The sequence below is a fragment of the Rhizobium sp. 268 genome (assembly GCF_036571585.1).
GTDB lineage: Bacteria > Pseudomonadota > Alphaproteobacteria > Rhizobiales > Rhizobiaceae > Rhizobium > Rhizobium redzepovicii.
This window is the reverse complement of the sequence record NZ_JAPPSO010000008.1, coordinates 143,599-156,989: the sequence shown is the minus strand read 5'-3', so window position 1 is coordinate 156,989 and position 13,391 is coordinate 143,599. Positions and strand designations below refer to the sequence as shown.

The following is a 13,391-nucleotide window of genomic DNA, read 5'->3' as shown; positions in this document are numbered from 1 at the left end:
CAGTTATAATTTCATCATGAGCTTTTCCTGGACCCCTCACCGCTTTGCCGGAGGCGCGCTGGCGCTCGATGTCGCCAATAGCGTCGTGCTGCGCCACGATGCAGCGCGGCGGATCGACCGCTTCGCGGTTCAGGGCCAGATGCAGGACTTTCCGCGCGCCGCTGCCGAATTCTGTGCCGAACGGGCCCTCTTCGGCGACATCGCTCCGGTGGCTAGTGAAGACGAGACGGATTTCCTCGCGCTGCGGGAAGCGATCGACCGCTATTTCCGCAAGCGTATACTGGATGGCGGCGACGACCAATTGCTGGCCGTGCTGCTGGAGCTGCTGGCAAAAGTGTTGCGCGAGGCAAACCCCGGCAGCGTGGCCAGGGCCACAGCCCATTCGGTGCTGCGGTTGGTCGCCATGCCGGATCCGGAGCGCATGAAAATCTGCGGCAATTGCGGCTGGCTGTTCATCGATCGCAGCAAGAACAGGAGCCGCGCCTGGTGCGACATGGCGGTCTGCGGCAACCGCGCCAAGGCGAACCGCCACTACCGCCGCAAGAAGGAGGAGACGCCATGAGAATATATTTGATCATAACAGCGGCAGCGGCCAGCCTTCTACTTTCGGCCTGCCAGCGCCAGGCCGAAAATCTCGTCGAGGTCACCGGCCATCTCTTCGTCTTCAACTATCGGGTGGCGAGCGCCACCTATCTGCTGACGCTGAAGAAGACAGGTCCCATTCCCGATGGTTCGGTCATCATCGCCGAATTCGAAAATCCTCAAGGCGGCGAACCACTGGTGCTGAACCAGAAAATCTATCCGATCGACGACAAGATCGCACTGCAGAGCCAAAACCTGCACTGCGTACGCAAGGACCGTCCCTATTCCGTCAGCCTCCGTCTGGTCGACAAGGACGGCAAGGTGCTGCAGGAATTGAAGACGCAATTCCGATCCGACCTGGACCAGACCGTGCTGCCGAGCAAGCCGCTCGTTGTTGGTGCGCTTTATGACAAGAACCCTGAGGTCTTCAAGCCGGACGGCAGCGTCGATTTCTCAAACACCGACAAATGCCCGGCATAAAGGAACGCCCGGCATAGAAAAAGCCGGAGCGAAGCCCCGGCTTTCGAGAGTCAATTCAAGGCATTGCGCGCCAATGCCGAAGCGTGGCCTCAGCCGACGACTTCGGTATCGGAGAACCAGTACTTGATTTCCTGGGCAGCCGTTTCCGGAGCATCCGAACCGTGAACGGAATTTTCGCCGATCGACAGGGCATGAACCTTGCGGATCGTGCCTTCGTCAGCGTTTGCCGGGTTGGTCGCGCCCATGATCTCGCGGTTCTTGAGGATGGCGCCTTCGCCTTCCAGAACCTGAACGACGGTCGGACCGGAGGTCATGCCTTCGACGAGTTCGCCGAAGAAGGGGCGATCCTTGTGAACGGCGTAGAAGCCTTCGGCTTCGCGGCGGCTCATCCAGACGCGCTTGGAGGCGACGACGCGCAGGCCGGCATCTTCGAGCATCTTGGTGATGGCGCCCGTCAGGTTGCGCTTGGTTGCATCCGGCTTGATCATCGAGAAGGTGCGTTCAATCGCCATAGTCAAATCCTCTGGTTTCTCGGGAAAAGTGGGCGGTCTTTACCCGCCCCACCGCCCGAAAACAAGAGGTCGGCGGCAATTTCACGCCGCTGTCACAGTCCGGCCGCGGCTTTGATGGAGATCGAGGCAGCGTTCGAACCAGCCCAAGACGGGATCGTCGGCGGCCAGCATGGCGAGACCAGTGCAGATACGCAGCCATTGCAGCGCCCCGAAGACGATATAATCGGCAAAGAGCGGCGTTTGCCCACCGATGAAAGGCTGGAATTTCAGCATGTGCCGGAGCGGCTCCAGCTTGGCGCCGAAGGCGGCCTTCTCCGCCTCGCTACCCGCAGCAACGACTTCGAATGATTTCCCGAGACGAGCTTCGCGGCTCTCGCGGAAATAGGCCTTGTCTCCCTCGTCGAGATTGGCGTGGATGTCGAGAAGGGCGATCCGCGTGATGGCCGGATGGATGATCATCTGCGAATAGCCCTCGACCATGCGCGACAGCGCCTTGCCGCCCTCGCCGTTAAACAGCGACTGCCGCTCGGGATAGGCCTCCTCCAGATAGAGAGCGATGTCGAAACTGTCGGGGATCAGCCTGCCATTGTCGTCGAGAACGGGCACGGTCTGCGAGACGCCGCCGCCGATTGCGCGGATGCGGGCATAGGTCGTCGGGATCTCCTCGAAATCCAGCCCCTTATGCGCCAGCGCCATCACTGCCTTCCAGCAATGAGGCGAGAAGAAGTGCTGCTTGTCTGCACCGCATAGGGAATAGAGGGCTCTGGTCATGACAGTCCTTTCGAGATCGAAACGCAGCGCATTCCACGACAGAAAAAGCCTGCGATCAAATCAGGAATTTTCATGGCGCCATCACTCGGATTTCTCGGGAAACTGATTAGACTGCCGTAATCAGGACAGGGGGGATCGAATGCTCCGACATTACAGCATGTTTGCTGCGTATAACCGCTGGGTCAACGCCCAGGTCTACGCGGCAGCGGCCGAACTCAGTGATGCGGAATTCCGCAGCGACCGCGGCGCCTTCTTCGGCTCACTGCACCGCACGCTCAATCATCTGCTCGTCGCCGACCGGATCTGGATGAAGCGCTTCACCGGTACCGGCGAAGCGCCGACGACACTCGATGCCGTTCTTTATGAAGAACTGGATGCGCTTACCGCCGCACGGAGGGCGGAGGACGAGCGGATCATTGCCTGGACGGGCACGCTTGATGAGGCAAGCCTTGCCGCCGACTTCACCTATGTGCCGGTGACGCAGCCGATCGAAATCACCCAGCCATTGCAGCCGGCCCTTGCGCATCTCTTCAATCACCAGACCCATCATCGCGGCCAATGCCACATGACGCTGACGGCGCTCGGCAAGCCGAGCCTCAGTCTCGATCTCATCTACTTCCTGCGCAGCGACGGCCGCGAGTGGATGTGAGGCAGCCTTTATCATCAAGACGGTATTAACCGCCTTTGCCGGTTGCGCAGGCAATTCAGCCAAAGATTCAGCCTCTCTTAAAGCCTTGCAGGCATAGCGGAATGAAGGAATAAGCCAGGCTGCGAGGGATTGTCATGCAGAATGCAAGCGCAAACGCTTTGGTGCCGCGCGAGGCCGCGCATCCGACGCCTATGGCCGACATTCAGAGGATCGCCCAGCACCTGACGCGCCTGAACATTGCGGCGCTGCCGCGCAATTACGAACTTTTCCACGAAGCGATCATCGGGCTCAATGCCGGCCTTGCACAGGATATCGCGGCGCTCGGTGCGCAGCCGCAACAGGCGATGCTCGACGAACTCGGATTGAAATACCGCCTTGTCGGCCATTGCGGTCTGGCCGGCGAGACGTCGCGCAACGAGGCGAGCCGGATGCTGCGCGAGGTGGCGGAGAGGCTTGCCGAGGGGCTGCGGCACAAAGACGCCTTTGCACGCGCCTGCGGCACGATCCTGAAATCGTTTTCCGGCAACGACAACCAGAGCCTCACCGCCTTCCTCGGCGAGATAGACTACCTCTCCGCCTCGCTGGCGACGGTGTTGTCGGCGGAAACGGAGATCGCGGATAGGCTGCAGGACGACATCAAGAGGCTGGAGACGCTGGAGCGCGGCATTTCGGCGATGCAATCGGCCGCCGTCGCCGACCGGATCACCGGACTTCCGAACCGCATCGCACTGAACCGCCAAATCGCCGATCTCTATCAGCGCGACGAAGGTTTCGCCGGCAGCGCGCTTGTTATGGTCGATATCGACAACTTCACCGATCTCAACGACAGATACGGCACCCAGGCCGGCAACAAGCTGCTGAAGAAGCTCGCCGCCCTCTTCCGCAAATCGGTCAAGAAGAACGACTTCGTCGCCCGCACCGAGGCGGACGAATTCGCTTTCCTGTTTGCCAATGTCGGCATGCAGGATGCGATGACGATCGCCGAGCGCCTGCGCGCTTCCGTCGAGGACAATCTGGTCTTCGCGACCTCCGACAGGGCCGATCGCGGCAGGCTGACCATCTCGATCGGCGTCGCGCTCAGCACGGATGCGGCAACGCCTGGACAGTTGCAGGCCAATGCCCGCGTGGCGCTCCTCGCCGCGCAGACGAACCCCCGCCAGCCGGTGCAGGCTTTCGGCCACTGAAGGCGCTGACAGCGCGCCGCCGGCCACAAGCAAGCTTCTCAGCGCCCAAGCAAGCTTGGCGTGGGAACAAGCGCTCTTGCCTTGGCGGGCGCTTTCGGCCAAAACGCCGGCCATGATCACGCTCACCGATATTTCCGCCCGCATTGCCGGGCGCCTGCTTCTCGACAATGCCAGCATTTCGCTGCCTTCGGGCACGAAGGCGGGGCTGGTCGGGCGCAACGGCGCCGGCAAGTCCACGCTGTTTCGCGTCATTACCGGCGATCTCGGCTCGGAGACCGGATCGGTGTCGATCCCGAAGGCGGCACGCATCGGTCAGGTGGCGCAGGAAGCACCGGCAACCGAGCAATCCCTGATCGAGATCGTGCTTTCAGCCGACAAGGAACGCGCGGCCCTCGTGGCCGAGGCGGAAACGGCGACCGATCCCCACCGCATCGCCGAAATCCAGATGCGCCTTGTCGATATCGACGCGCATTCGGCCGAGGCGCGCGCCGCGAGCATTCTTGCCGGCCTCGGCTTCGACCAGGCGGCGCAAGCCCGCCCCGCCTCTTCCTTCTCCGGCGGCTGGCGCATGCGCGTGGCGCTTGCCGCCGTGCTGTTTTCCGAGCCGGATCTGCTGCTGCTCGACGAACCCACAAACTATCTCGACCTCGAAGGCACGTTGTGGCTGGAAGACTATGTCCGCCGCTATCCGCACACCGTCATCATCATCAGCCACGACCGCGACCTCCTGAACAACGCGGTCAACGCAATCGTCCATCTCGACCAGAAGAAGCTGACCTTCTATCGCGGCGGCTACGATCAGTTCGAGCGGCAGAAGGCGGAAGCCGACGAGCTGCAGACCAAGGCCAAGGCCAAGAACGACGCGGCGCGCAAACATCTGCAGAGCTTCATCGATCGCTTCAAGGCCAAGGCCTCCAAGGCCCGGCAGGCGCAATCGCGAGTCAAGGCGCTCGAGCGCATGGGAACCGTCGCCGCTGTCATCGAGGATCACGTACAGCCGATCACTTTTCCCGAGCCGGAAAAGCAGCCGGCCTCGCCGATCGTTGCGATCCAGAGCGGCGCCGTCGGCTACGAGCCCGGCAATCCGATCCTGAAGAACCTCAACCTGCGCATCGACAATGACGACCGCATCGCCCTGCTCGGCTCGAACGGCAACGGCAAATCGACCTTCGCCAAATTCATCTCCGGCCGGCTTGCGCCGGAAAGCGGCGAAGTGAAGCTGGCGCCGAGCCTGAAGATCGGTTTCTTCGCTCAGCATCAACTCGACGACCTCATTCCCGAGCAGTCGCCGGTCGAGCACGTGCGCCGGCTGATGCCTGGCGCGCCGGAGCCGAAGGTGCGCGCCCGCGTCGCCCAGATGGGGCTTGCGACCGAGAAGATGGCAACCGCCGCCAAGGATCTTTCGGGCGGCGAAAAGGCCCGGCTGCTGATGGGGCTCGCCGCCTTCAACGCACCCAATCTGCTGATCCTCGACGAACCGACAAACCATCTCGACATCGACAGCCGCCGGGCGCTGATCGAGGCGCTGAACGATTACGAAGGCGCCGTCATCCTGATCTCGCATGACCGCCACCTGATCGAGGCGACGGTCGACCGGCTGTGGCTGGTCAACGACGGGACGGTGACGACCTTCGAAGGCGACATGGACGAATACCGCGACCTGATCGTCACATCCGGTAAAAAAAAAGAAGAAAAGCCGCAGCTGACTGAGGATGCGACGTCGAAGGCCGACCAGCGCAAGCTCAATGCCGAACGTCGCGCCTCGCTGACGCCGCTCAAGAAAAAGATCAACGAAATCGAATCCTTGACGGCGAAGCTGGAGAAACAGATTCAGGCGCTTGACGCGGAACTTGCAAATCCCGCCCTCTACGAAAAGACGCCCGCCAAGGCGGCCGAAAAGGCAAAGCAGCGCGGCGAAGCCGCGGCCAAGCTGGCTGCCGCCGAGGAAGACTGGCTGATGCTTTCGGCCGAATACGAAGAGGCCATGGCAGGATAGCCATATTCCTCAGAGTGTGATGTCGCCCGAAAACCGCTGACGCTTTTCGGCATCATGCTCCGTCCAAAGCGTGGCGAAGTGCCGCGGATCGGCACAATTCCGGCCGCCTTCAACCAATCGTTAACCATAATTCGAAAGGTTGTCTCAACATTCGTTACCGATTTGTTGAGCCCTTTCGATGTATCGCTTTTTCATTCTGTCCTGCATGGCCCTCACGGCCGCGCTGTCTGCCTGCAGCACCACAAAACAGGCCCCGGATACATCGATCAAGACCTCCTCCGTGATTGCGCCCGAGTGGCGGAAACTTGGCTATGCCGCCGACGATGCGGCGCCGCGTATGAGCGGCTGGCACCGTCTGGCCGGGCGGACGCTGGAAGTCTCCTCGCTTGCCGATCTCAAGCTGCAGGACAAGGAAGTGATCCTGAGCTTCGACGACGGTCCGATCCCGGGCCGGACCGACAAAGTGCTGGCGATCCTCGACCGGTTCGGCGTCAAGGGCGCCTTCATGATGGTCGGCGAAATGGCCGAAATGCATCCGGCGCTGGCCCGCAGGGTCGCCGAGGACGGCAATACGATCGGCAGCCACACCTACGACCACGCCGACCTGACATCGCTTGATTTCGACGCAGCGATGGCCGAGGTGGTCAAGGGCGAATTGGCGGTGACCAAGGCGACGGGAACCGACGTCGCCTTCTTCCGCTTCCCCTATCTGGCCGAGAGCCACAGGCTGCGCGCCGCGATCGCCATGCGCGATCTGGTGGTCATGGATGTCGATGTCGATAGCAAGGATTATTTCGCCATCACGCCGGCCTCCGTGACTCAGCGGACGATGGACCTGCTGCACAAACGCGGCCGCGGCATCATCCTGATGCATGACATCCACAAACGCACGGCAACGATGCTGCCGACCCTGCTCTCCGAACTCGAAGCCGAAGGCTACAAGGTGGTGACGCTGAAGTTCAAGAAGACGCAGGCGCCGAGCAACCTCGTCGCCTCGGCCGATTTGGTGACGACCCGGTAAGCCGGGTTGCCAAGTCCGGACGCGCTGCCTAGATCTGTTCGACGTCAACGAACCGGCAGGTCAGCTATGAACCTTCATCTCGAAACGGACGACGATCCGCGCACCCGCCAGTTTATCGACGAGCATAACCGGGTTTCGGACGCGGCGTTCAGAACGGCCGAATTTGCCAGGGATCGTGATGCGATCAAGGCGCTGATCGAGCGGCAGGACAGGCTGATCGTGCCGATGCGCCGCGGTGCATGGCTGTTCGATTTCCGGCAGAGCAAGGATAATCCTCTCGGCGTCTGGCTCCGTCTGCCTGCCGACCAGGAGCCGCTGCCGGACGCCGGTTGGGAACAGGTCTTCGATCTCGATGCCTTCTGCATCCGTGAAGGCAAGCGCTGGAACTGGCGCGGCGTCGTCACCTGCCCGTGGGAGCCGACGCGAGTGCTGCTCACGCTTTCGGACGGCGGCTCGGATCTTCTTCGGCTGCTCGAATTCGACGCCGAGAGGAAAGAGATCGTCGAGGGCGGTTTCGACACACCGGCTGCACGATCGCATGCCAATTGGCTGAGCCGCGACGAGATCTGCTATTTCGGCTCCATCGATCGATTTTCGGCGACCCGCTCCGGATGGCCACGGGTCGGGCGGCGATTGAAGCGCGGGCAGCGGCCGGAGGATGCCGCCGTCATGTTCGAAGCCGCGGATGAAGACGTCTATGGCTTCAATCTCATTATCGACCCTTCCCTGTCGGGCGGTTCGGCGGATGCCGGATTGATCGACATTTTCGTCACCGCCCATGAGATCGGCGTCGCCAGCGCTTTCCTGACCGCCGTCGACGGCACGCAGCGGCGCATCGATCTGCCCAAGGAGGCGGACTTCCAGTTCAATCACGATCATTGCCTCTGGCGGGCAAAGACCGATGAGCGCGTTGCCACCGGCAGTCTCGTGCTGCAGCGCTTCGATCCCGGCTCGCAGACAGTTCCGCTCGGGCCGGAGCGGATCCTGTTTCGGCCTGACGAGGGCCAGTCGATCTCGCAGATGATGCTGATGCGCGAGTGGTGTGTCTTCATCATTTCATACCGGCTGCGTCCGCGCCTCATGGTGCTGGATCTCACGAAGCCCGATGCCGAACAGCGCGAGATCGCGCTGCCGGCCGACATGCAGACGGCTCATTTCAGGCCGCTTTATGCGGATCTGCATCTTGGCGACGATACGCTCTGCATCATCGGCCAGGGCTTTCTGCAGCCGCCGGCCTGTTACCGGCTCGAGCTGTCGGATCGCAGCAAGGAGGCCGAGCCGATTTTCATCGCTGGGGCGCCCAGTTATTTCGATGCGGCCGATATGTCATCCGAACTGCTGGAGGCGGTTTCCGAAGACGGAACCAGGGTTGCCTACCGGCTGATCCTACCGAAACACTGGACCAAGGGCGCGCTGCCGGTGCTGCTTTACGGCTATGGCGGGTTCGATGTTTCGCTGTCGCCGACCTATTCCGGCGTGACGGGACGCTGGCTGGAACAGGGCGGCGCCTATGTGCAGGCCTATATCCGCGGCGGCGGCGAATTCGGCCCCGATTGGTATCGCAGCGCCAAACAGCAGGGGCGAGACCGGGCGTTTGCCGATTTCGTCGCCATCGCCCGCGATCTCGTCGCCCGCGGCTACACCGTGCCGTCGCGCATCGCCTGCCAAGGCGGCAGCAATGGCGGCCTGCTAACCGGCGTGATGCTGACGCGCTATCCGGAGGATTTCGGCGCCGTCTGGTGCCAGGTGCCGGTGCTCGACATGACACGCTTCCACCTGTTCAGCGCAGGCCAGGCCTGGATGGACGAGTACGGCGATCCGGAGATAACAGCCGACCGGGATTTCATGCTCGGCTACTCGCCGCTCCATAATGTCCGGCCGGCAACCGAGGTCTCCTATCCGCCGATTTATATCGAAAGCTCCGCCAATGACGACCGGGTGCATCCCTCGCATGCGCGCCGCTTCGCCGCGCGGCTGGAGGAAGCCGGACACCGGCCGCTCTTCCATGAGTTCGGCTCGGGCGGGCATGGCGGCGACGGCAATTCCGAAGAGCGCGCCGCCCGGGCGGCCATGGGTTACAGCTTCCTTCGCCAAACTATCATGAGGTAAGACGAGCCATCATGCGGTAGGATAGAAGAGAATGAAGGGGAGAGCTTGTCGGCGCTCTCCTTTCTGCTAAAAGAAGCGCAATAAATCATACTTTTCACAGGCTCGAGCGAAACCATGTCTCCTATCAACCTCGCCATCGTCGGCGTCGGCAAGATCGTCCGCGACCAGCACCTCCCTTCCATCGCCAAGAACGCCGATTTCAAGCTCGTCGCCACGGCAAGCCGCCACGGCACGGTCGAAGGCATCAACAGCTATACGACGATCGAGGCGATGCTCGACGCCGAGCCGTCGATCGATGCGGTGTCGCTCTGCATGCCGCCGCAATATCGCTACGAAGCGGCTTATAAGGCGCTCGTCGCCGGTAAGCACGTCTTCCTGGAAAAGCCGCCGGGTGCCACGCTGAGCGAAGTGGCCGATCTCGAGACGCTTGCGAGCAAACAGGGTTCGTCGCTGTTTGCCAGCTGGCATTCGCGCTATGCGCCGGCCGTCGAGGCCGCCAAGGCGTTTCTGGCTGCGACGACAATCAAAAGCGTGCATGTGATCTGGAAGGAAGATGTCCGCCACTGGCATCCGAACCAGGACTGGATCTGGCAGGCTGGTGGCCTCGGGGTTTTCGATCCCGGCATCAACGCGCTGTCGATCGTCACCCATATCCTGCCGCGGCCGATCTTCATCACCGAGGCCGTGCTCGAATTTCCTGAAAACCGCGATGCGCCGATCGCGTCCGACATTCGCTTCCGCAATGCCGACGGCCTGCCGGTTCATGCCGAATTCGACTGGCGCCAGACCGGCAAGCAGAGCTGGGACATCGTCGCGGAGACCGCGGCCGGCCAGATGGTTCTCGCCGAAGGCGGCGCCAAGCTTTCCATCGACGGCACGCTGACCTTCGCCGAGCCGGAGCAGGAATATCCCTCGCTCTATCGCCGCTTCGCCGAAATCATTAAAGCCGGCACGTCGGATGTGGATCTCGCGCCGCTGCGCCACGTCGCCGACGCCTTCATGCTCGGCAAGCGGAAATTCGTGGACGCGTTCCACGACTGAGCCGTCGGCGGCGTTGCGACGCCTTCTTAGGCTTGCAGGCTGAGCAACAAGACCCGCAGTAAGGTCAGGTTTTTCGGAGGCCGACAATCGGCGCCATACCGGCGCCGATTGTCGGTATGTCCGGTGAAACGCTCAGGCCTTCTTCTCCCATCGCCCTTCCGGCGTCTGCTGCCAATAGGTGAGGCTATGCCCCTCGCCTTTCAGCTTCTTCCATTGCGCCCGGGCGGCCTCCAGTTGCACCTGGTCGTGACCATCGAACATGAAGACGACGCGTTCATAGGCATCGACCGGCGGCGGCTCGGCGCCGTCTATGATGAAACGCACGGTCGCCGCATTGGCATTGCCTGAGGTCACCGTCAAAAGCACCGGCTGGCTTTCGGCGAAATCCCCCTCATCGGTGCCGTGCGGCAGAAAACTCTCCTCGCGGAACGTCCAGAGATGCGAGTCGAGAGCATCGCGCCGCGCTGGCTCGCGCGTCTGGACGGCGACGCGCCAGCCGCGCTCGACGCTTTTGTCGATCAGCGGCGGAAGCGCGTCTTCCAGCCTGGTTTCGGTCAGATGATAAAAGAGAACGTCCGTCATCAGGATTCATAATGGGCGCGAACGAGCTCGTCGAGCAGGCGCACGCCAAAACCTGAACCCCAGGACTGGTTGATCTCGTCCTGCGGCGAGCCCATCGCCGTGCCGGCGATATCGAGATGCGCCCAGGGCGTGTCCTGTACGAAACGCTTGATGAAATGCGCAGCGGTGATCGAGCCTGCCTGCCGGCCGCCGGTGTTCTTCATGTCGGCGAACTTGCTGTCGATCAGCTTGTCGTAGTCCTTGCCGAGCGGCATGCGCCAGAGTTTCTCGTTTGTGGAAAGGCCGGCTTCCGTCAGCTGAGCGGAAAGCTGGTCGTCATTGGAAAACAGGCCGGCATGCACATTGCCGAGCGCGACGACGATCGCGCCGGTCAGCGTGGCGAGATTGATCATGAATTGCGGCTTGAAACGGTCGTTGCAATACCAGAGCGCATCGCAGAGCACGAGACGGCCTTCGGCATCGGTATTGATCACCTCGATCGTCTGGCCTGACATCGAGGTGACGATATCGCCGGGACGCTGGGCGTTGCCGTCAGGCATGTTCTCGACCAGACCGATGACGCCCACGGCGTTGACGGCGGCCTTGCGCGAGGCGAGCACATGCATGAGGCCGGTGACGGCTGCCGCACCGCCCATATCGCCCTTCATGTCCTCCATGCCGGCGGCAGGCTTGATCGAAATGCCGCCGGTATCGAAGACGACGCCCTTGCCGATGAAGGCGACGGGACGATCCTTGGCTTTGCCGCCCTTCCACTGCATCACCGCCAGGCGCGGCGGGCGCACGGAGCCCTGGGCAACGCCGAGAAGGGCGCCCATGCCGAAACGGCGCATCTCCTTCTCGGTCAGGATCTCCACTTCGACGCCGAGCTTTTCCAGCTCCTTCGCCTTGGCGGCGAACTCGACGGGGCCCAGCACGTTCGGCGGCTCGTTGACGAGGTCACGGGCAAGATTGACGCCGCCGGCAATCGCCTCGGAATCGGAAAACGCCTTCTTGGCGCCGGCCGGATCGGCGGTGACGATCGTCACCTTGACCGATTTGCCCGTCTTTTCCTCGTCGTCGCTCTTCTTCGTCTTGTAGCTATCGAAACTATAGGCGCGCAGCAGCATGCCGAGGGCGAAATCGGCGGCTGCCCGCGCGCTCGTCTGAAGGCCAGGCACGTCGATGAAGACGGCGGCCTTGTCGGTATTCTTGATTCTCGCTGCCGCGGTACCGCCGGCCTTCAGCCAATCATGGGCGGTGAGGTCGGCGGCCTTGCCGAGCCCGATGACGACAATGCGCTCGACGGATGCGCCTTCCGGAGCGACGATATCGAGCGCGCTCATGGATTTCGCGGAGAATCGGGCGATCCGGGCGGCCTTGGCGATCACGCCTGCCGGATCGACTGTTTCGGCGCCCGCAGCGCTGTCGGCCTCTGTGGTTTTCAACAGGATCGCCAGGCCGCCAGTGAGCTTCGCCGACTTTGAAAATGAGATTTCGAACTTTGCTGACATGTCTTCTCCGCTGGGATTCTTTGAAATCCGTCCGCCGCGGATAATTTCGCGTTTGGCGGGTCTGTCAATGGCTTGCGACAATTGTTATGGTCGCCCGCGGCCATCAAGGCCCTCATGTTTTCGTCAGTTTCGTAGTTATTCGCGTTGACAGTTTCCTCGAAAAATCGCCCGCGGGGTCCGATAATCCGCCTGCCGCAAACGACCTTCGGCGCCTTCATGCTGCTGTTCTGGACGTGGTGGGCACTGCTGATCGTCTTCCGCGCCTTCCCCGGGATAGACATCTATTTTTCCCAGCTTTTTTTCTTGCGTACGGATTGCGACGCGGCTGCCGCGGCCGGCAGCGTCTGCGGCGGATTTCCCTATCGCGACTCGGGAAACTTCGACCTCTTGCGCACCGTCTTCTTCCGCCTGCCCTATGTCGTGGCGATCGTGATGGTGTGGAAGCTCATCGAATGCCACCAGCAGCATGGCGCAACCTTCAACGTCGGACGGGCGCGCAAGCTGAAAGTCGCGCTCGGAACGCTGCTGATTGGACCGGTGCTGCTCGTCAATGTCATCCTGAAGGAACATTGGGGCCGGCCGCGACCGATACAGACGGACATTTTCGGCGGCGCGCTGCATTTCGTCGAGGCGGGTTCGCTTGCCGGAAAATGCGTTTCGAACTGCTCTTTCATCTCTGGCGAGGCAGCAAGCGCCGGCTGGCTTTTCTGCCTTCTGCTCTTCGTTCCGAAATCCTTGCGTTATGCAGTGGCAGCACCGCTGGCGGCGGTCTCGATCCTGACGCCTGCGATGCGGCTATCCTTCGGGGCGCACTACCTGTCCGACGTCGTTCTCGGATGGCTTTCGTCGCTTGTCGTCTTCGCCGCGTTGCTGGCATTAACCGAGTCGCAACAGCATCAAAAAAATTCTGAAAATTGAATGAATTTTTGACACCAGCTTGTCGCAAAACCGCGACAAAGAGCGTAGAGGGTTTC

General features: G+C 61.8%; 13 protein-coding genes. 9 read left to right on the top strand and 4 right to left on the bottom strand.

What is annotated here, in order from left to right:
* Window positions 1-16: 16 nt before the first annotated feature.
* Both OS035_RS17300 and OS035_RS17295 read left to right on the top strand, forming a co-directional pair.
* Window positions 17-562 (top strand): CGNR zinc finger domain-containing protein, encoded by a 546-nt coding sequence (locus OS035_RS17300; RefSeq protein WP_097627020.1) that lies wholly within the window; start codon window positions 17-19, stop codon window positions 560-562.
* On the top strand, window positions 559-1,062 hold the full coding sequence (locus OS035_RS17295) for a hypothetical protein (protein WP_097627018.1): 504 nt from the start codon (window positions 559-561) through the stop codon (window positions 1,060-1,062). Before OS035_RS17300 ends, OS035_RS17295 begins: the two co-directional genes overlap by 4 nt.
* An 89-nt stretch (window positions 1,063-1,151) precedes the next feature.
* Here OS035_RS17295 and ndk read toward each other — a convergent pair whose 3' ends face one another.
* Both ndk and OS035_RS17285 read right to left on the bottom strand, forming a co-directional pair.
* On the bottom strand, window positions 1,152-1,574 hold the full coding sequence (ndk, locus tag OS035_RS17290) for a nucleoside-diphosphate kinase (protein WP_003574140.1): 423 nt from the start codon (window positions 1,572-1,574) through the stop codon (window positions 1,152-1,154).
* A gap of 81 nt (window positions 1,575-1,655) precedes the next feature.
* Entirely contained in the window at window positions 1,656-2,345 is a 690-nt protein-coding gene (locus OS035_RS17285) for a glutathione S-transferase family protein (RefSeq protein WP_097627016.1), read from the bottom strand.
* 139 nt (window positions 2,346-2,484) lie between these two features.
* On the opposite strand from OS035_RS17285, the gene OS035_RS17280 reads away from it, so the two are divergent.
* From OS035_RS17280 to OS035_RS17255, 6 genes are all read left to right on the top strand, one after another.
* Window positions 2,485-2,994, top strand: coding sequence for a DinB family protein (locus tag OS035_RS17280; RefSeq protein WP_331813927.1), 510 nt, complete (start codon window positions 2,485-2,487; stop codon window positions 2,992-2,994).
* A gap of 134 nt (window positions 2,995-3,128) precedes the next feature.
* Window positions 3,129-4,178, top strand: a complete 1,050-nt coding sequence (locus tag OS035_RS17275; protein ID WP_097627012.1) for a GGDEF domain-containing protein — start codon at window positions 3,129-3,131, stop codon at window positions 4,176-4,178.
* Between the two features lie 112 nt (window positions 4,179-4,290).
* Window positions 4,291-6,174, top strand: a complete 1,884-nt coding sequence (locus OS035_RS17270) for an ABC-F family ATP-binding cassette domain-containing protein (protein ID WP_097627276.1) — start codon at window positions 4,291-4,293, stop codon at window positions 6,172-6,174.
* A gap of 178 nt (window positions 6,175-6,352) precedes the next feature.
* Window positions 6,353-7,195, top strand: a complete 843-nt coding sequence (locus OS035_RS17265; RefSeq protein ID WP_097627010.1) for a polysaccharide deacetylase family protein — start codon at window positions 6,353-6,355, stop codon at window positions 7,193-7,195.
* Between the two features lie 66 nt (window positions 7,196-7,261).
* A complete protein-coding gene (locus tag OS035_RS17260; RefSeq protein WP_331813926.1) occupies window positions 7,262-9,304 on the top strand; it encodes a prolyl oligopeptidase family serine peptidase in 2,043 nt (680 codons plus the stop codon).
* 114 nt (window positions 9,305-9,418) lie between these two features.
* Complete coding sequence (locus OS035_RS17255; RefSeq protein WP_097627006.1) at window positions 9,419-10,345, top strand: Gfo/Idh/MocA family protein; 927 nt, start codon at window positions 9,419-9,421, stop codon at window positions 10,343-10,345.
* A gap of 132 nt (window positions 10,346-10,477) precedes the next feature.
* On the opposite strand, the gene OS035_RS17250 is transcribed toward OS035_RS17255, so the two are convergent.
* Together OS035_RS17250 and OS035_RS17245 are read right to left on the bottom strand one after the other, a co-directional pair.
* Window positions 10,478-10,927 carry a DNA polymerase III subunit chi gene (locus OS035_RS17250; RefSeq protein ID WP_097627004.1) on the bottom strand — a complete coding sequence of 150 codons (450 nt, stop codon included), beginning with the start codon at window positions 10,925-10,927 and terminating at the stop codon, window positions 10,478-10,480.
* Window positions 10,927-12,417, bottom strand: a complete 1,491-nt coding sequence (locus OS035_RS17245; protein WP_097627002.1) for a leucyl aminopeptidase — start codon at window positions 12,415-12,417, stop codon at window positions 10,927-10,929. The genes OS035_RS17250 and OS035_RS17245 overlap by 1 nt, the downstream gene beginning before the upstream one ends.
* Before the next feature lie 144 nt (window positions 12,418-12,561).
* Here OS035_RS17245 and OS035_RS17240 point away from each other — a divergent pair, with 144 nt between their 5' ends.
* Window positions 12,562-13,335, top strand: coding sequence for a phosphatase PAP2 family protein (locus OS035_RS17240; protein WP_183781124.1), 774 nt, complete (start codon window positions 12,562-12,564; stop codon window positions 13,333-13,335).
* Window positions 13,336-13,391 lie beyond the last annotated feature (56 nt).